The organism is Maccoyibacter intestinihominis, assembly GCF_040096355.1.
Classification (GTDB): Bacteria; Bacillota; Clostridia; order Lachnospirales; family Lachnospiraceae; genus Maccoyibacter; species Maccoyibacter intestinihominis.
The window spans coordinates 20,940-45,435 of the sequence record NZ_JBBMEX010000009.1 but is presented as its reverse complement, the minus strand read 5'-3'; the positions used below and the strand labels follow the sequence as shown (position 1 = coordinate 45,435).

Genomic DNA, 24,496 nt, shown 5'->3' with positions numbered 1-24,496 from the left:
AGGGAGTATCGTAAATGCCAGAGAATAAGACAAACGAAGGGTATCAGCCAATTACATTTGATGCGATCAAGATTGGTCTGGCCTCTCCGGAAAAAATCAGAGAATGGTCCCGCGGTGAAGTAAAAAAACCGGAAACCATTAACTACAGAACCCTGAAACCGGAAAAAGACGGTCTGTTCTGCGAAAGAATTTTCGGACCGAGCAAAGACTGGGAATGTCACTGTGGAAAATACAAGAAAATCCGTTATAAGGGTGTTGTCTGCGACCGATGCGGCGTAGAGATTACGAAGGCAGCCGTTCGTAGAGAACGTATGGGACATATAGAGCTTGCAGCTCCGGTTTCCCATATCTGGTATTTCAAGGGAATCCCGAGCCGTATGGGATTGATCCTTGATCTATCTCCGAGAACCCTTGAAAAAGTATTATATTTTGCATCCTACATCGTATTGGATTCCGGCGATACCGAGCTTTTATACAAACAGGTATTGACCGAGAACGAATATCAGGAAGCAAGAGAAAAATATGGAAGCAGCTTCCGTGTGGGCATGGGTGCTGAGGCGATCAAAGAGCTGTTAGAGGCCATTGACTTAGAGAAAGATGCTGCTGAGTTAAAGGCAGGCTTAAAGGATGCAACAGGACAGAGACGTGCCCGTATCATCAAGAGACTTGAAGTAGTAGAAGCATTCCGTGAGTCCGGAAACAAACCGGAGTGGATGATCATGGACGTGATCCCGGTTATCCCGCCAGACTTACGTCCGATGGTACAGTTAGACGGAGGACGTTTTGCAACATCCGATTTAAATGATCTGTACAGAAGGATCATCAATAGAAATAACCGTTTGAGAAGACTCTTAGAGCTTGGCGCACCGGATATCATCGTGCGAAACGAAAAGAGAATGTTACAGGAAGCAGTAGATGCCCTGATCGACAACGGAAGAAGAGGAAGACCTGTTACCGGACCTGGTAACCGTGCCCTGAAATCCCTTTCCGACATGTTAAAAGGTAAATCCGGACGTTTCCGTCAGAACTTACTCGGAAAACGTGTTGACTATTCCGGACGTTCCGTTATCGTCGTAGGACCGGAACTGAAGATCTATCAGTGCGGTCTGCCAAAAGAAATGGCGATCGAGCTGTTCAAGCCGTTCGTAATGAAAGAGCTTGTAGCAAACGGAACCGCACACAATATCAAGAGTGCAAAGAAAATGGTTGAGAGACTTCAGCCGGAAGTCTGGGATGTCTTAGAAGACGTTATCAAAGAGCACCCGGTTATGTTAAACCGTGCTCCTACACTGCACAGACTTGGAATCCAGGCGTTTGAGCCGATCTTAGTAGAAGGTAAGGCAATTAAGCTGCATCCTTTAGTATGTACCGCATACAATGCCGATTTCGACGGTGACCAGATGGCTGTCCATCTTCCGCTATCCGTAGAGGCACAGGCAGAGTGCCGCTTTATGCTGTTATCACCAAACAACCTGTTAAAACCATCCGATGGTGGTCCTGTGGCAGTACCTTCACAGGATATGGTACTTGGAATTTATTATCTGACCATGGGTAAGATGATCGATCGTACCAATGAGGTTGATTTAGATACCGTAGCAGAAAAAAATTATGCAGATAAAGAAGAAGTCAGAAAAGCGGTAGAAGCAGAAGAGATCACAGAGTATACCAATATCCGTTTCAGTGCCGGAGACGGAAACCATGTTGTCATCTGTACACCACATGATCTGATGGGACACAACTTCACCAGCACAAACCATGCGCTTCTTGCATACGAGAATGGTGATATCACACTTCACCAGAAGATCCGTGTCAGAAGAGAAGCAGTCAATGCAGACGGAGAAAAAGTAACAGGCATGATCGAGACGACACTTGGCCGTTTGATCTTCAATGAGATCCTGCCACAGGATTTAGGTTTTGTAGACAGAAGCAAGCCGGAAAACCTGTTAGTGCCGGAAATTGATTTCCATGTAGGTAAAAAAGGATTAAAACAGATCCTTGAAAAAGTGATCAATATCCACGGTGCAACCAAGACAGCAGAGGTACTTGATGATATCAAGGCAATGGGATATAAATATTCCACCAGAGCTGCCATGACCGTATCCGTATCCGATATGACCGTTCCTGCGAAGAAACCGGAGCTGATCAAACAGGCACAGGATACCGTAGACCTGATCACAAAGAATTACAAACGAGGTCTTGTAACAGAGGAAGAGCGTTACAAAGAAGTTGTAGAGACATGGAAAGAGACAGACGATGAGTTAACAGAAGCACTGCTTTCCGGTCTGGATAAATACAATAACATCTTCATGATGGCTGATTCCGGAGCCCGTGGTTCCGATAAGCAGATCAAACAGTTAGCCGGTATGCGTGGATTGATGGCAGATACAACCGGTAGAACCATCGAGCTGCCGATCAAGTCAAACTTCCGTGAAGGACTTGACGTACTGGAATACTTCATGTCTGCGCATGGAGCCCGTAAAGGACTTTCCGATACAGCTCTTCGTACAGCCGATTCCGGTTACCTGACAAGACGTTTAGTAGACGTATCTCAGGAACTGAGTATCCGTGAGTCTGACTGTGCATTAGAATCAGGCAAAGAGATTCCCGGAATGTATGTCAAAGCATTCATGGATGGAAAAGAAGAGATTGAGAGTCTGCAGGATCGTATTACAGGACGTTTCTCCTGCGAGACAATTTGTGATAAAGACGGAAACGTATTAGTAAAAGCAAACCACATGATCACACCGAAACGTGCGGCAGCAGTTGTAAGCAAAGGTGTGGATGCAGACGGCGAACCACTGACACAGGTCAAGATCCGTACGATCTTAACCTGCCGTTCCCACATCGGTATCTGTGCAAAATGTTACGGTGCGAACATGGCAACCGGTCAGGCAGTACAGGTCGGTGAGGCAATCGGTATCATCGCAGCACAGTCCATCGGAGAGCCGGGTACACAGCTTACCATGCGTACGTTCCATACCGGAGGAGTTGCCGGTGACGATATCACACAGGGTCTTCCTCGTGTTGAGGAGCTTTTCGAGGCAAGAAAGCCGAAAGGACTTGCGATCATTACCGAATTCGGTGGTGTTGCAACCATTAAAGATACAAAGAAAAAACGCGAGATCATCGTAACAAATCCGGAAACCGGAGAAACAAAGACATACCTGATCCCATACGGTTCCAGGATCAAGATTATGGATGGAGCTGTCTTAGAGGCAGGAGATGAGCTGACCGAAGGTAGTGTAAACCCACACGATATCTTAAAGATCAAAGGTGTCCGTGCAGTACAGGATTACATGCTTCAGGAAGTACAGCGGGTATATCGTCTTCAGGGTGTAGAGATCAACGATAAGCATATCGAGGTTATCGTACGTCAGATGTTAAAGAAAGTCCGCGTTGAGAACAACGGAGATTCCGAGCTGTTACCGGGAACACTCGTAGACGCATTAGATTTTGATGATGTAAACGAGAGACTCGAAGAGGAAGGCAAAGAGCCGGCAGAAGGAAAACAGGTACTTCTTGGTATTACCAAGGCGGCACTTGCAACGAACTCCTTCTTATCCGCAGCATCCTTCCAGGAGACAACCAAGGTATTGACCGAGGCTGCGATCAAGGGCAAGAAAGATCCGCTGATCGGATTAAAAGAAAATGTCCTGATCGGTAAACTCTTACCGGTAGGAACAGGAATGAAGCGTTATCGCGACATTAAACTGGATTCCGATTTAAACCGGTTCGCAGATATTGATTTTACAGATGAATATGGCGAGTTTGGCGAAGAGGAAGCTGCAGAAATGTTAGAATCTCCGGAAGAGAAGATAGCATCCATGAGTGCTCCGGAAACAGGAGAAGAGGAATAAGAGCCGATAGTTAAGGCGGTGGGAGAGATCCCACCGCCTTTTTGCTCATGCAATATTTTGAAAAATACTTTGTAAAACCTATAAAGTAAAAAGACCCGTAATGCCGATATAATATATACAAAAAGCGGCATTCGCTTTAGCGTAGAAAATCGCTTGAAAAAAAGCGAAAAATAGCATATAATTACCTTGAGAAAATGTATTTACAGGATAAGTGCGTTTTTAGAACGGATACTAGGAAGGATGGTCGATATATGTACAAGGACGTTTGGAAAAAAGCAGCTGCGTTATTCTTATGTGCATGCATGGCAGGTACATCGGTAGATTTAACTGCATTTACGGTTCATGCACAGGAACAGACAGCAACAGAAGAAAAGGTTGAGGCAGAGAAGACTGAACAACCGGAAATAACGGATGAAACAACAGAGGATGCACAGAAAAGTGAAGTGCAGACAGAGGCTGTAAACCAGGAAGAGGAGCAGTCTGTTTCAACATATATAGCGCCATTAGTAGAGGAACAGGAAGTCCCGGTACTGGGTGCACCGGATGGAGTCACAGAGCTGACAGACGCAAATACAGCGATCGTTCTGAGTACGTCTACTTATACATATGATGGAACAGAGAAAAAACCAACCGTTACCGTAGTATGTAACGGTGTCAGACTGACACAGAATACAGATTTCCTTCTGACCTATGCAGATCATGTCAATGCAGGAACCGCAAGCCTGACAATCGTAGGTCTTACCAATTATACGGGAAGCCTGACAAAGAATTTTACAATTAAGACAAAGAATCTGAATGATTCCTCCATTACAGCAAGTCCAACCGTTCTGACAAACGTTGTATATACAGGAAAGCCGGTTACACCGGTTGTTACATTAAAAGACAAATCTACCGTACTTTACAGTGATGTGGATTATACGATCACATTTGATAAAGATGCGGCTCAGCGTGTAGAGGCAGGAGTCAGTGCAAGAATGACCCTGACCGGAAAAAATAACTACACAGGCACGAGAATTTTTGACTTTACGATCGACAAAAAGAATGTAGCAGATACGGATGTCAGCATCAGCTATGATTCCGTACAGAGTTATACGGGTTCAGCCGTTACCCCGGAAGTAACACTGATGTATAATGGCGAGCTGATGGTAAAAGATAGGGACTATAAGATTACATATTCTAACAACATTGCAGCATCTTCAAGTGCGGCGATCACCATCACCGGAACAGGAAATTTCAAAGGAAAAGTAAATAAGGTATTTACGATTTCCAGCAGTGATATCGCTTCGGCATCCATTACGCTTGATACCGACAGTTATGTATATGACGGAAATCCGAAAAAACCGGGAGCAACCGTAAAGCTGACAGATGATAAGGGAACAGAAAAGACCCTGCGTCTTGGAACCGATTACAGTATTGAATACAAAGACAATACCAATGCAGGAGAAGCAAGCGTCGTTGTAAAAGGAAAAGGCAACTACACCGGAACCTGTGAGAAAACATTTACCATTTCGGCAAGAAGCATGAGTGACTCACAGTATGCGAGTGAGTTTATGATCCAGGCGATACCGGATCAGTATTACCTTGGTAAAAATGAACAGGTAAAGCCGACCATCACAGTACAGCGGGAAGGCGAAGAACTGAAACTTGGAACAGATTATACGGTTCAATACTACAATAATACAACCGTAAGTACGGATAGCAGCAAAGCAAAAGTTACCGTTTACGGAAAAGGAAATTACAAGGATGAAATATCCGCAGAATACAATATCGTAAAAGTCCCGATGGACAATGTGACGATCAGTGACATTGACAACTGGACAAAATTAGGAACAGCACCAAATCCGGCAGTAACCGTTACTTATAATAATGTAACCCTCCGCCGTGGAACAGATTATACCATAGAGTATGTGGATGAGAGCGGAAAAGCACTGACCAATGCGGCAAAAGGAATGACCGGAGTAGTCAGAATTACAGCCACGGCAGACAGTGTATATGAAGGAATCACATCCAAAGATTTCTGGATCTGTTATGATATTGCCGACACCTTGGCAAGTGATGTAAAAGCAGAGTATCTCTATACCGGAAAAGACATTGAGCCGGCACCTACGATCAAGACCACTTCAGGCAAGACCTTGAAGGCAAACGTTGATTATACCGTAAGCTATAATCAGGATACGGTTAATGCCGGTGACAAGACGATAACTATTTATGGAATGGGCGAGTATGCAGGAGAAACTACCTGTGCCTATAAGGTTACACCGAAACCTTTGACAGCAAGTGACATTACCTATACAGCAACTTCACCGGTATATACGGGAAGTACTGTGAAACCGGAAGTAACCGTTAAGAACGGTGATGTAACACTGAGCGAAGGAATTGATTACGAGATTGAAGAAGTTAAAGATGCTGCAGCCGATGAATATATCAAAGCAGGTGAAGGCAAACGCTTAAAGATCGTAGCAAAATCAGGAAGTAACTATACAGGAACGAAAGAGATCACCTATACAATTGCACCGCGTCCGATAGCCGATGCGGTAGGAAAGGCAGCATCAGATATTGAAGTACAGGGCTTGGATGGTTTAGAAGAACTTTATACAGGTTCTCCGATCACCGTCAGCGGAATCAAAGTTCTTAGAAATGCAGCAGAACTGACAGAGATCACAGATTATGTCATTACATATGGAAACAACACAAATGCAGGAACCGCAAATGTGTACATTACCGGAAAAGGTAACTACACCGGAATGATCCAGGAGAGTTTTGACATCAAATATGATTTCAGCAAGGTAACAGGAAAGACCATGCTCGACGGCCAGGAAGAGACAGAATTTGAGTATGACGGTGGACAGCAGATCCGCCCGACCATGAAGCTGACTTATGATGATCTGGCAAACCAGATCTCCAATGAACTTTCAAGCAGTGATTATGTAGTCACAGGCTATAGTGGCAATATCAATGCGGGCGCAGAGAATGGAGCTTCTGTTACATTAGAGGGAAGAGGATTGTACAAAGGTACATTGACTCTGAACTTTACTGTTATTCCAAAATATATTGATTCGGAAGATATCTTAGTAGCAGATGCGATCAACACACCGGTTTATGATGGAGAAAGGCATAAGATCAACAATCTGACCATCTATTTCCGACAGGCATTGGAGTTAGGAACCGATTACAACCTGACAAAATATGTGGATTCAGGAGACAATGACCCGAGCAATACCAACAGTGACTGTATCAATGCAGGAACCATTACCATTACGGTAGAAGGTGTCGGTAACTATCAGGGAACCAGAGAAGTGACCAGATATATCGCACAAAAGAGCATTGAAGACAGTGATATTGAAGTAACACAGATGGCAGACATCGTGTACGATGGACAGCCACACAAACTGACAGCAGACCAGATCACGGCAGTTTATAACAGATACAATTCAACACCATTGAACTTAACCAGTGCAGATTATACGGTTACATCATGGAAGAACACCGGAGACGATCCGGATGAAGAAGACAGCGAATGTATCAATGCCGGAACAGTTACGATCACGTTAGAAGCAAAAGGCAATTATACCGGAACAAGAACCATTGTATATCGGATCATTCCGAAGTCATTAATAAAGAGTGATGGAAGTATCGCAGATGATATCCATGCAAGTATCACAGGAGGTAACACAACCGTTTATAATCGGGAAGTGCAGGATCCTGAGGTAACAGTCACAGCGGATGGAATCGAAACATTGTCAGATAAAGACATGACCATTACCTATCTGAAAGAAGTGACAACCGGAAGTTCAGCAGGTACTTATACAGAAGTAGATGAATGTAAAGATGCAGGTAACTATAAGATCAGAGTTACCGGAAAAGGAAACTACAGTGGAAGTTTTGATCTGAGCTATACGATTCAGCAGAGAAACCTCAATGAAGATGCCGAGGATTACCGATTTGCCATTGAACCGATCTCAGATCAGACATACACAGGGGATGCCATCATACCGGAAGAACTGAAAGTATTTGAATATGCTTATGATGCATCTGCTCCGGATGATAAATCTAACGAAAATGCAGTGCTCGGAGAAGATGATTACAATGTAACGGGTACAAACAACATTGATGTAACATCAGATATACAGAAAGCAGAGCTGACCATTGAAGGAAAAGGCAACTATACCGGAACCCTTACAACAGAGTTTGTGATTCTGCCGAAGAACATCAATGATAAGACAGACAGTGTATACGATGTTGGTCTGACAGAGATTTTAGAAGTAGAGTACACGGGAGAATTGTTAACACCGGTACTGCCGCTGAAATATAATGGTCATGATTTAGTAGAAGGAACGGATTATCAGGTAAGCTATCAGGTAGCAGATACAGATGAAGAAGGCAATCCGATCCAGGTAGATACGAACCGGGATGTAGGACCGGTTTACGGAACCATCGAGGGAACCGGAAACTATATCGGCACCAGAACATTCACGGTAGATGATCCGATCTTTAAGATCGTTCCAAGATCCATAAAGAGAACTTATGAGAGCGGAGAACTTACGGTAGAAGCATTCCCATCCTATGTATATGATGGAAAAGAGCATAAACCGGAAGTTGTTATCAGAGATACATTGAAAGGTACAGAACCGTTAGTAGAAGGAATCGATTATACCGTAGTATATGAAGAAACAGTGAATGCCGGAACAAATACAGTCCGGATCACCGGAATCGGAAACTACGGTGAGGAGATAGAACTGACCTATAAGATCATTCCGAAGAGCCTGTTTACTGGTTCGGGAGCAGATGCTGCCATGGTAGAGGGAAGCCGTATGGAAGAGATTGCGGAGCAGACCTATACCGGAGCAGAGATCACACCGGGTATTGGAATATTTGATACCATCAATGATGCTGAGGTACAGTTAGAGGAAGGAAGAGATTATACAATAGCTTACCAGTCTAATACAAATGCAGGTACAGCTACAGCAGTTATTACATTCTGTGGCAACTATACAGGTTACTATGATGCGATCAAAGATACCTATTATAACAGCTATCAGAAGACCTTCCAGATCGTACCACGCGACATTGTAGATGAGAACATCATCATTGAGTCAATAGACGATCAGGAGTATGATAAAAATCCAAAGGAACCGGAACCGGTCATTACGTTTGGCGCAACAACATTAGTAAAAGGCGTGGACTACACATTGGAGTACAGTGAAAACCATACGGACAGTGGAACGGTAACGATCACAGTAACCGGAATTAACAACTTTAAGAACACAAGAACAACAACCTATCAGATCACGCCGAAGTCCTTAGATTCAGCAGATATCCAGGTAGCTGCCATCGATAATCAGGATTATACCGGAAGTAACGTAGTACCGGATGTAACAGTAACTTATGGAACCACAGTACTGAAAAAAGGTGTAGATTATCAGTGTGAAGCGGGAACAAATACCGTAAAACCGGGAACTGCAACCGTGGTCATCAAAGGTATCGGAAACTATGGCGGACAGGTCACAAAAGACTTCAAGATCATCGGAAATCTGGAGTCCAACGGACGTATTGAAACCATTGCACCACAGGCATATACCGGAACAACGGTAAAACCTGCGGCAACCGTAACTTTTGGAGGTTCCAAGCTGATACAGGGAACGGATTACAACATTGATTGGAACAATAACATTGAAGTAGGAACTGCAACCGTAACAATTACAGGAACAGGAGTTTACAAAGGAACGATCACCGGAACCTTCAACATTGCATATGACCTTGCAGCAAACGGTGGAAATAAGGTAGAAACCAATTCGATCGCTGATGAGTATACTTATCAGGGAAGTGCGATCGCACCGATCACACAGGTTTCTTACAGTGGTCAGGCAATGACAGCAGGCACAGATTATATCCTGACTTACAGCCAGAATACGAATGTGGGAACTGTAAAGATCACAATTACCGGAATTGGAAAATATACGGGAAGTGTGAGCAGAAGTTTCAAGATCGTAAAGAAAAATCTGGCAAACTGTACTTATTCTTCTGTATCCGGATTTGATTATGATGGTACGGAAAAGACACCGACTGTAACCATCAAGAACGGAACACGGACATTGTCACGCGGAACAGACTATACGCTTCAGTACAAGAACAATAAAAATGCAGGTGTTGGTCAGGTGATCATTTCCGGAGCAGGCAACTACTCGGGAACAGTCATCCGTTACTTTAACATCAACGTATTGCAGCCGACCGGTCTGCGTATGGAATCCAGTAAAGCAAACAGCGTGAAACTGGTATGGAGTTTTAGCGGAAAAGCAACCGGATATGAGATCTACCGCAAGCAGAGCGATGGAAAATACAAGAAGATAGCAACAACGAAAAAGACCACATATACCAATAAAAAACTGGCGCCGTCAACTTCTTACAAATATAAAGTAAGAGCATATGTAAAGAATAGTACGGGAACAGTATATGGTAAATTTACCAGTGTGGTGATCGCTAAGACGACACCGGCAACGCCGAAGGTAACAGTTACTTCGCCAAAGGCAAAACAGGTAAAAGTAAAGTGGAAGGGACTTGCTTCTGCATCAGGATATGAGGTATACCGCAGTACATCTAAAAACGGCAAATATACCTTAGTAAAGACCATCAATAAACGCTCGACAGTCACATATGTGAACAAAAAATTAAAGAGTAACAAGACCTACTACTACAAAGTGCGTGCATTTAAGAGCAGCAAGGGTGTAAAGACCTATGGAAGTTACTCCTCTGCAAAGAAAATAAAAGTGAAGTAAAGATTTATGAACAGAGAGTACAAGATTGGTGCATACGTTTTTCAGACATATGAGGAATATAGCGACGGACTCGACGATGTAAATACGATACGTTACATCGTCGACAATGTCGACATGGATGATATGGATGTACTATTACATCTGTACGATTGGATGAAGCAGGAAAAACTGGTTTTTAAAAGTCCGATAGGAGAAGCATTTTTTGCAGATATTGTGGAGCGGGTTGCGACGCAGTCCCAGCAGCAGTTAGATGCAGAGAAAAAGATCGAGGACAAAAAAGAGACGACAGACAGACTTCGGAAATACGGAGGAATCATCTGTGTCATAGCCGCAGTAATTTGTTTTGCAATTTACTTCGGAATAGAATATAGTAATTATAAAGGGAAAAAAGAAATACAACATTTGCAGGATTTAAAGCAGACTTCCGTGAATGCACCGACAACCACACTTGAAAAAAAGGGTGACATTTCTAAAAAGCAGGAAAATGCAGAGGGTAAACAGGAAGAACTGCCGGACATTCTGCCGGAATATCAGGCAATATATCAGGAAAATCCGGAGTTTGCAGGCTGGCTGACAATACCGGACAGCATTGTAGATTATCCGGTGATGAAGCCGAAGAACGATACCGATTACTATCTGGACCATACGTTTAGCGGCGAAGAGGACAAAAACGGTACGCTGTTTATAGACAGCAGAAATGACATTGTCCACCGCAGTACAAATATAATCATATACGGACATAATATGAAGAGCAGTGCCATGTTTGGTTCTTTAAAAAAATATCTGGACGAAGAATACTGGCAGTCGCATAAGACGATACAGTTTGACACGATCTATGAAAAAGGAACTTATATTGTAACAGCCGTATGTCTTGGAAAAGTAGAATATCAGGACGATGATGTGTTCCGATACTACGATTTTTTAAATGCAGAAAGTAAAAAGGAATTTAATGTATTCAAGAAAAATGTGGAAAAGAGTGCGGTATTAGCGGACAAAGAGCCGATCAAATATGGAGATAAACTTCTGACATTATCCACTTGCAATCAGTATGTGGAGAACGGAAGATTATATATAGTAGCAAAAAAAATAGAACAATAAAATTTCAAGGATGAAGGCAGGGCGATGAACATGAAAAGAAAGACAAAGAGAAGAGTGGGAATTTTTCTGGTAGTAGCTATGCTTGCGGTCATGATCTATCCGGCATTTTCTACAACAGCAGAAGAAGAGAGTGCAGGATTTATCATTGAAAACGGCGAGCTGACAGCATATACCGGAAGCGGCGGTGACATTACGATACCGGATACCGTTACAGGGATCAGTGATAATGTATTCAGCGGCAATACATCCCTTACAAGTGTAACGATACCGGGTTCCGTGATCAGCATTGGTTCGGGAGCATTTTCCGGTTGTACCAATCTGTACCGTGCAGTGGTACCGGCCAGTGTAGTGAACATTGGAAACAGTGTATTTGCAGGCTGCAGCAGTCTGTCCGATCTGACATTTTCCGCAAACGTGGGAGTGATCCCGGACATGGCATTTTATGGCTGTGCAAGTTTATCATCCGTGACCATTCCGGGTACGGTCACAAGTATTGGATCAAGTGCGTTTGAAAATTGTACTTTATTGGGGAGTGTGACCATTCCGGCAGCGGTAGATACGATTTCCGATACCGCATTTGCAGGCTGCAGCAATTTAAGCAGCGTAGAAGTAGATGGCGGAAACGCTACCTATTCTTCTTATGACGGATGTATCTATAATAAGACACAGACAAAATTATTGTACTGCCCGGAAGGAAAGTACAGTGTAAAAATATCGGATAAGACATCCACATTGTCTTATGCAGCATTAAATGGCTGCTACGGAATTACAGAGGTAACACTTCCGGCAAGTGTAACCGTGATCGAGCAGAATGCTTTTTCAAACAGCGGCGTACAGACCATTACCATTCCATCCAGTGTTACGGATATCGGTTCACAGTCATCCTGGACACCACAGATGATCTATACCTATTCTAACAGTGCAGGAGAGGAATTTGCAGTAAACAATAACTATACATATGAGTTACTGGATTCACCGGAAAGCCCGGCAGACCCGAATGGAACAGATGATCCTGGTGTAAAGGAAGATCCGGAACCGAGTGATGGTCCGACACCGAGCGATCCGGGAACTACAGATGATCCGGCAACTCCGGCTGACAATGGTACAACGAATGCATCCTCTAATAATACACAGGGCAGTGGAACAAGTGTGACCAGCACATCCGGCAGTGTAACGGGAAGAAACCTTGCAGCAGGTGGTGTAAGATCAGCAAGTAAGTTTACGGCAAAGGAACATGTATTAGACTCCACACCAAAGACAGGTCCGGAGACAAACGCAAAAGTAATTCTCTGTATGGCAGTATTCTTTGTCGGCGTATATCTGATCATCAGCAGCAGAAAAGAAGAAGAGCAGACTGCATAAACTTGTTCATTTTTCACAGAGGTTCTTCATAGAACAATGCAAAAGAATTTTATTGGGTATATTATATAGAAAGAAGAGGCAGAATCTCATTAGATGAGAGCTGCCTCTTTTCGGATTTATGCGAGCTTTCATGCCCCTGAAACGCATTTTGAAAGAAAAAATCTTGACAATCCGCCATTCTGCTTATATAATTATTTAGCGTGCATACGAATGCATAAATTGAAATTAAACTACAGGAGGTGAAAAACATGCCAACATTTAACCAGTTAGTAAGAAAAGGACGTCAGACATCTGTAAAGAAGTCTACAGCACCAGCTCTCCAGAAAGGTTTTAACTCTTTAAAGAAAAAACCTACAGATTCTGCTTCACCGCAGAAGAGAGGTGTCTGCACAGCAGTTAAGACTGCAACTCCTAAAAAACCTAACTCAGCTCTTAGAAAAATTGCCAGAGTTCGTCTTTCTAACGGAATCGAAGTAACAAGCTACATTCCGGGTGAAGGTCACAACTTACAGGAGCATAGCGTTGTTTTAATCCGCGGAGGAAGAGTAAAAGACTTACCGGGTACAAGATACCATATCATCCGTGGTACACTGGATACAGCAGGTGTAGCAAACAGAAAACAGGCTCGTTCCAAATATGGCGCTAAGAAGCCAAAAGACGCTAAGAAATAAGACTTAGCCATCAACAATGTATCACAAACAGAACTTGGTAAAAGTGTTGGAATGTAAGTTCACCTATTACGGATAAATTCGTATGAGAACTTTTCCCGCACGAACACAGAGAACGACACATGTGAGTACCGTTGAATTAATCGAAATCAAAAAAAGATGATTAAGGAGGGAAGTACCGTGCCACGTAAAGGACATACTCAAAAAAGAGACGTTTTAGCAGATCCGCTGTACAACAACAAAGTGGTTACTAAGCTTATCAACAACATCATGTTAGATGGTAAAAAAGGTATCGCACAGAAGATTGTATACGGAGCATTTGAAAGAGTTGCAGAAAAGACCGAGAGACCTGCCCTTGAAGTATTCGAGGAAGCAATGAACAACGTTATGCCTGTATTAGAGGTAAAGGCAAGACGTATCGGTGGTGCAACATACCAGGTACCAATCGAAGTAAGACCGGACAGACGTCAGGCATTAGCACTTCGTTGGCTGACCCTGTATTCCCGCAACAGAGGCGAGAAAACAATGCAGGAGAGACTGGCAAATGAGATTATGGATGCAGCAAACAATACAGGCGCATCTGTAAAGAAAAAAGAAGATATGCACAAAATGGCAGAGGCAAACAAAGCTTTTGCACATTACAGATTCTAGTTTAAAAGCAGCTTAGTGAATCCAAGACGAAGTCGAAGAGGAACTTAGTGTAGAGGAAATTAAGGAGGAAAATCCCTTGGCTGGAAGAGAATATCCATTAGAGAGAACCAGAAACATTGGTATTATGGCTCATATCGATGCCGGTAAAACGACATTAACAGAGCGTATTTTATACTATACCGGTGTTAACTATAAAATTGGTGATACTCATGAAGGAACTGCAACCATGGACTGGATGGAGCAGGAACAGGAAAGAGGTATCACAATCACTTCAGCCGCTACAACATGCCACTGGACAGAGCAGGAAAACTGCAAACCAAAGGCTGGTGCATTAGAGCATCGTATCAACATCATTGATACTCCTGGACACGTTGACTTCACTGTTGAAGTTGAGCGTTCCCTGCGTGTATTAGATGGAGCTGTCGGTGTGTTCTGTGCAAAGGGCGGTGTTGAGCCACAGTCTGAGAACGTATGGCGTCAGGCTGACACTTACAATGTACCGAGAATGGCATTCATCAACAAGATGGACATTTTAGGTGCAGATTTCTATGGTGCTGTAGAGCAGATCAAAACCCGTTTAGGAAAGAATGCAATCTGTCTTCAGCTTCCAATCGGAAAAGAAGATGAATTCCAGGGAATCATCGACTTATTTGAGATGAAAGCATACATCTACAACGATGACAAAGGTGAGGATATCTCCATCGTGGACATCCCGGATGACATGAAGGAAGATGCAGAGCTTTACCACACAGAGTTAGTAGAAAAAGTCTGCGAGTTAGATGATGACTTAATGATGGAATATTTAGAGGGTGAAGAGCCTTCTGTAGAAGCAATGAAAAAAGCTTTAAGAAAAGCAACCTGTGAATGTTTAGCAATCCCTGTTTGCTGTGGTTCTGCTTACAGAAACAAGGGTGTTCAGAAATTACTGGATGCGATCTTAGAGTATATGCCGGCTCCAACCGACATCCCTGCAATCAAGGGTGTAGATTTAGAAGGTAACGAGATTGAGAGACATTCATCTGATGATGAGCCGTTCTCAGCTCTTGCATTCAAGATCATGACAGACCCATTCGTAGGAAAATTAGCATTCTTCCGTGTTTACTCCGGAACATTGAACTCCGGTTCTTATGTACTGAATGCAACAAAAGGTAAAAAAGAGCGTGTTGGACGTATCTTACAGATGCATGCAAACAAGAGAGAAGAGCTTGACAAAGTTTACTCCGGTGATATTGCAGCAGCAGTAGGATTTAAGCTGACAACCACAGGTGATACCATCTGTGATGAAAAAGCTCCGGTTATCTTAGAGTCCATGGAATTCCCGGAACCGGTTATCGAGCTTGCTATCGAGCCTAAGACAAAAGCCGGACAGGGAAAAATGGGTGAGGCTCTTGCAAAACTTGCAGAGGAAGACCCGACATTCCGTGCTCATACAAATACAGAAACAGGACAGACGATCATCGCTGGTATGGGTGAGCTTCACTTAGAGATCATCGTAGACAGACTTCTTCGTGAGTTTAACGTAGAGGCAAATGTAGGTGCACCACAGGTTGCTTACAAAGAAACCTTTACAAAACCGGTTGATCAGGAATACAAATATGCAAAACAGTCCGGTGGTCGTGGACAGTACGGTCACTGTAAAGTTAAATTCGAGCCAATGGATGCCAACGGAGAAGAATTATTCAAATTCGATTCTACTGTTGTCGGTGGTGCAATCCCGAAAGAGTATATTCCGGCAGTCGGCGAAGGTATCGAAGAAGCAACACAGGCTGGTATTTTAGCAGGATTCCCGGTAGTTGGTGTTCATGCAACAGTATATGATGGTTCTTACCATGAAGTCGATTCATCCGAAATGGCATTCCATATTGCCGGATCTATGGCATTCAAGGAAGCTATGCAGAAAGCAAACCCTGTCTTACTTGAGCCTATCATGAAGGTTGAGGTAACTATGCCGGAAGAATACATGGGTGATGTTATCGGTGATATCAACTCACGTCGTGGACGTATCGAAGGTATGGATGATCTTGGCGGCGGAAAAATCGTTCGCGGATATGTACCTTTAGCAGAAATGTTCGGTTACTCCACAGACTTACGTTCCAAAACACAGGGACGTGGTAACTACTCTATGTTCTTCGAGAAATACGAGCAGGTACCAAAGAATATTCAGGAGAAAATTATTTCTGAAAAAGGCAAATAAACCTTGAAAAAACCTGTTCTATTTTATATAATCAGAATCAGGTGAGTTAAAAATAAAAACAATAGCCCGAAGGGCATCAAATTAAGGAGGATATTCAAAATGGCTAAAGCTAAATTTGAAAGAACGAAACCACATTGTAATATTGGTACCATCGGTCATGTAGACCATGGTAAAACAACTTTAACAGCAGCTATCACAAAAGTACTTGCTGCAAGAGTTGCCGGAAACGAAGCTACAGATTTCGAGAACATCGATAAAGCTCCGGAAGAAAGAGAAAGAGGTATCACAATCTCTACAGCTCACGTTGAGTACGAGACAGAGAGACGTCACTATGCACACGTTGACTGCCCAGGCCATGCTGACTATGTAAAGAACATGATCACTGGTGCTGCACAGATGGACGGAGCTATCTTAGTAGTAGCTGCAACTGACGGTGTTATGGCTCAGACAAAAGAGCACATCTTATTATCCCGTCAGGTAGGTGTACCTTACATCGTTGTTTTCTTAAACAAATGCGATATGGTAGATGACGAAGAGTTAATCGAGTTAGTAGAGATGGAAGTAACAGAGCAGTTAGAGGAGTATGATTTCCATGATTGCCCAATCATCAAAGGTTCTGCATTAAAAGCTCTTGAAGATCCAAACGGCGAGTGGGGCGACAAGATCATGGAGTTAATGGACACAGTTGATGAGTTCATCCCAGATCCACAGCGTGCTACAGATCAGCCATTCTTAATGCCAATCGAGGATATCTTCACAATCACAGGACGTGGTACTGTTGCTACTGGTAGAGTAGAGCGTGGAGTTCTTCATGTAAATGAGGAAGTTGAAATCGTTGGTATCAAAGAGGAAGTTAAGAAGACTGTTGTAACAGGAATCGAAATGTTCCGTAAATTATTAGACGAGGCTCAGGCTGGTGATAACATCGGTGCATTACTTCGTGGTATCCAGAGAACTGAAATCGAAAGAGGACAGGTTCTTGCAAAACCAGGTACAGTAACATGCCATACAAAATTCACAGCTCAGGTTTACGTTTTAACAAAAGATGAGGGTGGTCGTCATACACCTTTCTTCAACAACTATCGTCCACAGTTCTACTTCAGAACAACAGACGTAACAGGTGTTATCGAGTTACCAGCTGGTACAGAAATGTGCATGCCTGGAGATAACGTAGAAATGACAATCGAACTGATCCACCCAATCGCTATGGAGCAGGGTCTTACATTCGCTATCCGTGAAGGTGGTAGAACAGTAGGTTCAGGACGTGTTGCTTCTATCATCGAGTAATTAAATACTGTTTGAGTATTAAATGATTTTATTGGCTCAGCCCTTTGTTTACAAGGGGTTGAGCCTTTTTACGTGCGTCGGTTGAAGCCGACGCATGGGCTTAAGTCATCTTCGTGGACTTGCTGTGGGCTCATTTTATCCTTTGGACTTACGACTTTGAACCTTGTGTCCTGTGTTTTGGGTTTTTTTGATGAGTCTGCTGGGGCAGTTACATCGGATGGTACCATATCTTTCAGGTGCTGGTTTTGCATCATATCCACTACTTCCTGATGCTTGTTGGAATACAGGTGGGAGTAGGTGCTTAAGGTAGTCTGTACCTTTTCGTGTCCTAATCGTTCTGATATGAGCAGTGGTGTACAGCCTAAGTTAATAAGATAGCTGGCGTGGGAGTGGCGGATGTCGTGGATACAAGTCCTTTTCACTCCGCTTTTCTTGCAAGCCCTTTCCATCGTATTATTGATATAAGATTTTGTGAAGGGGAAGACTCTGTCCGTATATTTCAAATCATAAAGCTTTGAAATATAGTCTTTGACTTTGTTCATTACAAAGTCCGGTATGATAATGTTCCGGATGCTCTTCGTTGTTTTGGATGATGTAACTGCATCCTGCTATTTAATCCGCTGAAGAGTTTTGCTGATGTCGAGGGTGTTCTTCTTGAAATCAAAGTCTTTCGGTGTCAAAGCAAGGAATTATCCAAAACGGATAATAGATAGATATGAGTTGTTTCTAGAAAATGAATCTGTTAAATCAATGATTATTGAATATGTAGTATCAGATTTTTATATCTTTCTCATTTTGTTTATCTCTCATGAATTTTATTTGCCAGAATTACTGGAAAGAAATATTGATGATATGAAAGCGTTTTGGTATGTCTCCGATGGGAACGAGAAAACGACGAAGAAAATATTTAGTAATCTTTTTAGAATGATTTATACGGAAAATAAGTCGGATGTACAGATAGAAGTTGAGGTTAATCTGATGTATGATAGACTTGAAAAAATGGTTAAGAAAAAGCAAAAAAGAAAGATATGTCAGATTAGCAAGAGAGTCACAAGCAAACTATGAGGCTAATATGTAAGAAGAGGAAATCTGTAAAACAATACAAAGGGATATCATTTAAAAGATTAGAGAGAAGATTGCTCCTATTTTAGTAGAAAATGATGATAAGAATGGTGTATTAAAAATAAATTTGCTGAATTTATCGGATTGCACGGAGTCGATAGGACAAAGGAGTACAGATGGGTTTCACTTTCATATGGATGGAATGTTTTTGTATGGTATTGAAAGATTTTTGTTAAATAGAAAAGCTTTTGAAATAAAGAATAGGTCTGATGACTTTGAAGATGACAAGGAATTCATGAAATACCTGTCTGTTAATGATCAGCATTTGCTTCTTGGGTCGCAATTCATCTTAAAAAACAGAGACTATAAGATGAGTACCGATTATAAAACGTTTTTGAATGAGTATAAGACAATATATACAGTCGCTGTACGCGAAGGAATTGCTTTGAAAGGAGGGGTCAATACAGGTATGTTTGCATGATGTTAATGTTTCGATTCATTCGCCAAGTATAAAGGAAGCAAATGTGGAATATGACAAAGAAACAGGAAAATCTAATTATTCCATTATGAGCGGACTGCCAATTAACTTTGAAGAAGATGAACTTCGAGAGTTTCTTTATAATCATCGCAAAGTCATCAATGTAACGGAAAAATTATCTATACAAGTAAATGAGAAGCTCGTTGGAACTATTTTTACTGGGAGAAAACGAATATAGATTTGCAAGGAACCGGTTTAAGGCCGGTTCCTTTTTGCGTGACAACCTTGCATAAAAAGAAATACGAACAAAAATAATAAAATTGATAACAAAAATAAACAGTACAATAACAATAACATTGACTTTGATAACAAAAATAGATATAATGAGAGCGAAAAGGAAAGGTGAAAACATGTATACAGAGATAGTTAAGATTATTGAAGGTGGATTACAAGGAGATAAGGAAAAAGTTCAGAATTATGCAAATGTACTTGCGAACAATTTAGAGAAGGAGGGTGAAGTATCTCTTTCGAAAAAGATTAGAGGGATAGTTGAGAATCGAAGAAAAGGATTGACGTCATTGGATAGTTTTGCTACCAAGCCAGTTGATACAGAAAGTAGAATGGAGATAGTTCGAATTACAACACCGCAAATAAAGAAAGAAACTATTATTTTAAGTAAATATGTTGAGGATGAAATACAAGCATTTATTGATTTTTACGAGAATAGGGATAATTTACTTAAAGCAGGTATCGAGGTCTCTAATTCTTTGCTATTATATGGACCGCCTGGATGTGGAAAGACCACGGTTGCTCAATATATTTCGACAATAACAGGATTGCCTTTGGTGACGGCAAGACTTGATGGATTAATTTCTTCCTTGCTAGGAAGTACTGCTAAAAATATACGTAAAATTTTTGATTATGTATCAAAGAGAGAATGCATCTTATTTCTGGATGAATTTGATGTTATTGCTAAATTAAGAGATGATAAGAATGAATTAGGTGAGTTAAAACGTGTAGTTAATAGTCTTATTCAAAATATTGACGAGTTAAGTAGTGATAGTATTTTAATTGCAGCTACAAATCATCATGAGTTATTAGATCCTGCTATATGGAGGCGGTTTTCTAAAGTGATTACATTGGAAAAGCCACAGACAGAAGAGGTGGGTAGATTGTTGGAATTGTATTTGTCGAACTATCATAATAGCATAGTAGATAATGCGAAAAGAATGGAACAGTTAGAGTTGGCTCTTAAAGGATTTAGCCATTCAGATGTAAAAACAACTATAAATAATGCAATCAAAGAAGCTATAATAAAAAGAAAGGCTGTATTGAATAGTTGTGATGTACTAAAAGAGATATACTTTCATCAATATCATAATATTGAAAATGAAGACCAGTTTATACGATTCTTATTAAAATATGGAGCAACACACAGGGAAATCAATGAAGGTATGGATATACCGCTTAGAAAAATTCAAAGCATATCCAAGGAAATTAAGGAGGAATAGCATATGGATACAGATAAATTGCCAATTAAATTTTTTGCACCGAGAGAGATTGATGAACTGCGAATAGAGGGGAATGGAAACTCTGAAAAACCTAAATGGGTTTTGGAAGGGGATGCTTTGGTGAAAAGGGCAGAAATTCTCCAAGCTTCGTTGAGTGATATAGAAACAATAATGATTGAAAGAAAACAGAGTGCATCACCGGTACCATTTTCTTTTATTGCTAAAATACAAGAAGATGCTACAGCGAAATCAAAACGTAAGGATATAACCAATTTTTTTCAAGTGAAGGATAATAGTAGCGTAATAGGTGTGGCAGATGTAAATGAGCTTATTGTTTGTTTGGATTCGGTGGATGAGCTTCGACAAATTTCAGGAAAGCTAAGAGCGTATGAGAAAAATGATTATGCTATTTCCTGTATAGAGGGATTTGCAGAATTTGAACCAAGCGTAATGGCAACTGATGAAGTCTGTAATTACAAAGTCAAATTGGTGGATTATCAGGATTTTGAACAGAATTTAGCTATGCGTAGAATGTTTGAGCATACTTTGGAACGTAATAAGATTGAATACAAGAAAACCACTTATTCAGAACAATTCTATGTGTATAATATGAAAATGGTTAATACTGACATGTTAGAGCAATTGAAGAAAGAAGAAATTTTTAATGCACTTTTTTCAGTGGAGCCAATGCCAAAATATACTGTATCATTGGATTTTGTAGATGACGACCAAGAGGTTCCTGTTAAAATTCCAGAGAATGGTAAAAATTATTTGACTATTGGCATACTAGATAATGGTATAGCATCTATTCCTAATTTAAAACCTTGGATGGAGATGGATAGATGGTCTCCATATCCCAATGATAGTATAAACCCTACACATGGAACGTTTGTTGCAGGAGTTGCTTTATATGGTGATGAATGTGAAGGGAAGAATTGGGTCGGGCACAAGGGTATAAAACTTTTTGATGCTGCAATATTTCCAGATACCACAAAAGAGGGCTTGGACGAGGATGAACTTATCGCAAATATTAAAGAAGCAGTTGCACTTTATCACGAAAAGGTAAAAGTGTGGAATTTGTCGGTTAGTATCACACGTCCAGTTGTAGACACTAAATTTTCTGATTTTGCAATTGCTTTAGATTCTATACAAGATAAATACAATGTTCTTATTTGTAAATCTGCTGGAAATTGCAGGAATTTTGAAAACAATTATCCGAAGGGAAGAATTCATGAAGGTGCTGACTCTGTTCGTTCTTTGGTAGTAGGTTCTGTTGCACACGATAAAGGGCAATATGATTATGCGGAATATAATGATCCATCACCTTTTTCAAGGGTGGGTCCAGGACCGGAATATATAATTAAACCAGAAGTTTCTCATTATGGTGGAAATGCAGGTGTGACTCCAAGCGGGGAAACAGTTACTACTGGAGTGAAATCATTCTCGAAAGATGGGAAAATGGCTACTGGGGTCGGAACAAGTTTTTCAACACCGAGAGTAACGGCATTGGCTGCAGGAATACAGCAGGAATTAAGCGAAGAATTTGACCCGTTATTAATAAAGGCACTTATCACACACTCGGCATCATATCCAAAAGAAATGACAGTACCTGTTACAGAGAGAGCGAAACAGGTTGGATTCGGAATACCTAAAAATGTGCCAGATATTATATATAATTCACCTTATGAAGCAACATTGATATTAAGAGATAGTTTGGCCAAGGGCGATAAAATTGATATAATGGATTTCCCTATGCCACAATGTTTGCTTAAGGATGGATATTATACGGGACAGATTATAGCAACATTGGTGTATGATCCGGTTTTGGATCCATCACAGGGAATAGAATATTGTCAATCTAATATTGATGTTAAGTTTGGTTCGTATGATACAAAAGAAGAGAGGGATACTTCAAAGCGTCATATACTTAATCCAGTTGGGAGAAAAGGTTCGCAGAATTTATTGTTGGGTACGGTGTATAGCAAAAACAAAATGAAAGAAAAGAGTAGTGAATTTGCATTAAAAGAACGTTTACTAATTCAGTATGCAGATAAATACTATCCTGTAAAGAAATATGCAGTGGATTTGTCGGAGTTAACGGAAAAAAAGAAAATTGAGTATCTGTCACCAGATAAAAAATGGTTTTTATTTTTACAGGGTGTATATAGAGATCATATTGAGAGAATGGCACAGATAGAGTCATTTGCATTGACTCAAGAGTTTTGTTTGATTTTAACAATCAGAGATCCAAATCAAAAAGAACATGTATATGATGAGGTGACGCAAAAGTTAGATGAGTATAACTTCTGGCACTCAAATATAAGAGTTGCTACAGATGTTAATATTCCGCTGTAACTTTAGGACTGTGCAAATCAATACTATATGCTTTGCACAGTTAGAATAATAGTTTTGTACGACGAGGAGAAATTATGAATAATAATACGATACAGAATAACGGAAATCAGTATTTTCAAGAAAATAATTTTTATGGTTCAAATTATGTGCATTACAAGACGGAGGATTGTATTGCATCTGTTCAAAAGGTTGGAAAACTTTCTTGGGCTGTTATTGCAGCAATTCTTGGGATGATTGCTGATATTATTACAATAGCAATTGGATTACAAGAATTAAAGGCAGATGGTTTGTGTAATATGATATCTACATATAAGTTGCATATTTACATAGCAATTGTGGGAGTCATATTTATAGTGGTTGCCTGGTTGCTGAGAACAATATTTGAGTTGTTACGTGACAGGTCATCAGCAAAATATGTATTAAAAAGAAACGAGATATATAAAGTAATCCCAAAGAAGTGCCCTATTTGCGGAGGTACATGTAATGGAAAATTAAAAGTGGTGTTGTCGGAGAAGGGAACATATTGTGTGTGTCACAGAGATAAGACGCACAAGTGGAAAATAGAATACAATGATGTTATGAATATGATAAAATAAGTGATAATATATATGTATATATGCATAGGATGTTGAATTTTCATAAAGGGATGACTGATAAACTCATCCCTTTATAAGAAAGTTAATTAAAACACTTCCAAACTATCCTACGCATCCACCCATGCCTATATCTCACCATCAAGAGCAAGCCGGGCATATCCCAGCGGATTATCAATTGCCAGTGCGTTAAAGTATCGCTGAGAATTAGGCGTAGTCCCTATCCCAGATTCAGCCTGATTACAGTCGATCCGTAGGATGTAGCCGTTATAGTGGTTAATGTCGATGCTGTTATGCGTCGGGTTGTATTCTGCGTGTATCAATTTTAGTGTTATTAGTCCTTTCATTTGAATTGGAGGTAAAAAGCCCATGGGCTTATTTTAGAGTTGAAAAACTTTTGAAATAGATACAATAATCACAAAACGTATCATTATATAAAATAAAATATTACTAGGAATATTCCAAATAATACAATTCGTGATATTAACAGTCGTGTTGCTACAATCATCGAGTAATCATAACTGATTATAGATATATGCAATAAAATCAAGGCTTCCGCGAGTTTTCTCGGGAGCCTTTTTTACATTGTAAAAGTATGTTATAATAA

General features: G+C 40.9%; 15 protein-coding genes and 1 pseudogene. 14 read left to right on the top strand and 2 right to left on the bottom strand.

The annotated features are described in order from the left end of the window. Nucleotides 1–14: 14 nt before the first annotated feature. The 8 genes from rpoC to tuf all read left to right on the top strand — a co-directional run bounded on the left by rpoC (nt 15) and on the right by tuf (nt 17,890). Entirely contained in the window at nt 15–3,857 is a 3,843-nt protein-coding gene (gene rpoC / locus WMO43_RS09525; protein ID WP_353531002.1) for a DNA-directed RNA polymerase subunit beta', read from the top strand. A 251-nt stretch (nt 3,858–4,108) separates the two neighbouring features. Continuing rightward, entirely contained in the window at nt 4,109–10,630 is a 6,522-nt protein-coding gene (locus tag WMO43_RS09520) for a fibronectin type III domain-containing protein (RefSeq protein WP_353531001.1), read from the top strand. A gap of 6 nt (nt 10,631–10,636) precedes the next feature. Beyond that, nucleotides 10,637–11,728, top strand: coding sequence for a class B sortase (locus tag WMO43_RS09515; protein ID WP_353531000.1), 1,092 nt, complete (start codon nt 10,637–10,639; stop codon nt 11,726–11,728). 30 nt (nt 11,729–11,758) lie between these two features. Beyond that, nucleotides 11,759–13,090 carry a leucine-rich repeat domain-containing protein gene (locus tag WMO43_RS09510; RefSeq protein ID WP_177963633.1) on the top strand — a complete coding sequence of 444 codons (1,332 nt, stop codon included), beginning with the start codon at nt 11,759–11,761 and terminating at the stop codon, nt 13,088–13,090. A gap of 248 nt (nt 13,091–13,338) precedes the next feature. Further along, complete coding sequence (rpsL, locus tag WMO43_RS09505; RefSeq protein WP_177963632.1) at nt 13,339–13,761, top strand: 30S ribosomal protein S12; 423 nt, start codon at nt 13,339–13,341, stop codon at nt 13,759–13,761. 177 nt (nt 13,762–13,938) lie between these two features. Then, nucleotides 13,939–14,409: a 30S ribosomal protein S7 gene (rpsG, locus tag WMO43_RS09500; RefSeq protein ID WP_353530999.1), complete on the top strand. Its 471-nt coding sequence runs from the start codon at nt 13,939–13,941 to the stop codon at nt 14,407–14,409. A 76-nt stretch (nt 14,410–14,485) separates the two neighbouring features. Next, nucleotides 14,486–16,603, top strand: a complete 2,118-nt coding sequence (gene fusA / locus WMO43_RS09495) for an elongation factor G (RefSeq protein ID WP_177963630.1) — start codon at nt 14,486–14,488, stop codon at nt 16,601–16,603. 99 nt (nt 16,604–16,702) lie between these two features. Beyond that, a complete protein-coding gene (gene tuf / locus WMO43_RS09490; protein WP_353530998.1) occupies nt 16,703–17,890 on the top strand; it encodes an elongation factor Tu in 1,188 nt (395 codons plus the stop codon). A gap of 68 nt (nt 17,891–17,958) precedes the next feature. Here tuf and WMO43_RS09485 read toward each other — a convergent pair. Further along, nucleotides 17,959–18,474 (bottom strand): annotated as a pseudogene (locus WMO43_RS09485) (tyrosine-type recombinase/integrase); the annotation flags it as partial. Between the two features lie 70 nt (nt 18,475–18,544). Between WMO43_RS09485 and WMO43_RS09480 the strand changes: the two are divergent. The 6 genes from WMO43_RS09480 (at nt 18,545) to WMO43_RS09455 (ending at nt 23,892) form a co-directional block, all read left to right on the top strand. After that, the gene (locus tag WMO43_RS09480; protein ID WP_353530997.1) at nt 18,545–18,955 is read left to right on the top strand and encodes a hypothetical protein; all 411 of its coding nucleotides are present in this window, start codon (nt 18,545–18,547) and stop codon (nt 18,953–18,955) included. A 205-nt stretch (nt 18,956–19,160) separates the two neighbouring features. Beyond that, a complete protein-coding gene (locus WMO43_RS09475; protein ID WP_353530996.1) occupies nt 19,161–19,433 on the top strand; it encodes a hypothetical protein in 273 nt (90 codons plus the stop codon). A gap of 43 nt (nt 19,434–19,476) precedes the next feature. Then, the gene (locus WMO43_RS09470) at nt 19,477–19,668 is read left to right on the top strand and encodes a hypothetical protein (RefSeq protein WP_353530995.1); all 192 of its coding nucleotides are present in this window, start codon (nt 19,477–19,479) and stop codon (nt 19,666–19,668) included. Nucleotides 19,669–19,840: 172 nt separating this feature from the next. After that, entirely contained in the window at nt 19,841–20,941 is a 1,101-nt protein-coding gene (locus WMO43_RS09465) for an AAA family ATPase (RefSeq protein WP_353530994.1), read from the top strand. A 3-nt stretch (nt 20,942–20,944) separates the two neighbouring features. Then, nucleotides 20,945–23,296: a S8 family peptidase gene (locus WMO43_RS09460; protein WP_353530993.1), complete on the top strand. Its 2,352-nt coding sequence runs from the start codon at nt 20,945–20,947 to the stop codon at nt 23,294–23,296. A gap of 74 nt (nt 23,297–23,370) precedes the next feature. Further along, nucleotides 23,371–23,892: a hypothetical protein gene (locus WMO43_RS09455; RefSeq protein ID WP_353530992.1), complete on the top strand. Its 522-nt coding sequence runs from the start codon at nt 23,371–23,373 to the stop codon at nt 23,890–23,892. Nucleotides 23,893–24,017: 125 nt separating this feature from the next. On the opposite strand, the gene WMO43_RS09450 is transcribed toward WMO43_RS09455, so the two are convergent. After that, complete coding sequence (locus WMO43_RS09450) at nt 24,018–24,236, bottom strand: DUF6061 family protein (protein ID WP_353531081.1); 219 nt, start codon at nt 24,234–24,236, stop codon at nt 24,018–24,020. Nucleotides 24,237–24,496: the final 260 nt, after the last annotated feature.

Excerpts from the sequence above, each read along its gene's own strand:
- WMO43_RS09450 (WP_353531081.1), bottom strand. The coding sequence starts at position 24,236 with ATGAAAGGACTAATAACACTAAAATTGATACACGCAGAATACAACCCG.
- WMO43_RS09515 (WP_353531000.1), top strand. The coding sequence starts at position 10,637 with ATGAACAGAGAGTACAAGATTGGTGCATACGTTTTTCAGACATATGAG.
- WMO43_RS09510 (WP_177963633.1), top strand. The coding sequence starts at position 11,759 with ATGAAAAGAAAGACAAAGAGAAGAGTGGGAATTTTTCTGGTAGTAGCT.
- rpoC (WP_353531002.1), top strand. The coding sequence starts at position 15 with ATGCCAGAGAATAAGACAAACGAAGGGTATCAGCCAATTACATTTGAT.
- tuf (WP_353530998.1), top strand. The coding sequence starts at position 16,703 with ATGGCTAAAGCTAAATTTGAAAGAACGAAACCACATTGTAATATTGGT.
- WMO43_RS09465 (WP_353530994.1), top strand. The coding sequence starts at position 19,841 with ATGTATACAGAGATAGTTAAGATTATTGAAGGTGGATTACAAGGAGAT.
- WMO43_RS09460 (WP_353530993.1), top strand. The coding sequence starts at position 20,945 with ATGGATACAGATAAATTGCCAATTAAATTTTTTGCACCGAGAGAGATT.
- rpsL (WP_177963632.1), top strand. The coding sequence starts at position 13,339 with ATGCCAACATTTAACCAGTTAGTAAGAAAAGGACGTCAGACATCTGTA.
- WMO43_RS09455 (WP_353530992.1), top strand. The coding sequence starts at position 23,371 with ATGAATAATAATACGATACAGAATAACGGAAATCAGTATTTTCAAGAA.
- WMO43_RS09520 (WP_353531001.1), top strand. The coding sequence starts at position 4,109 with ATGTACAAGGACGTTTGGAAAAAAGCAGCTGCGTTATTCTTATGTGCA.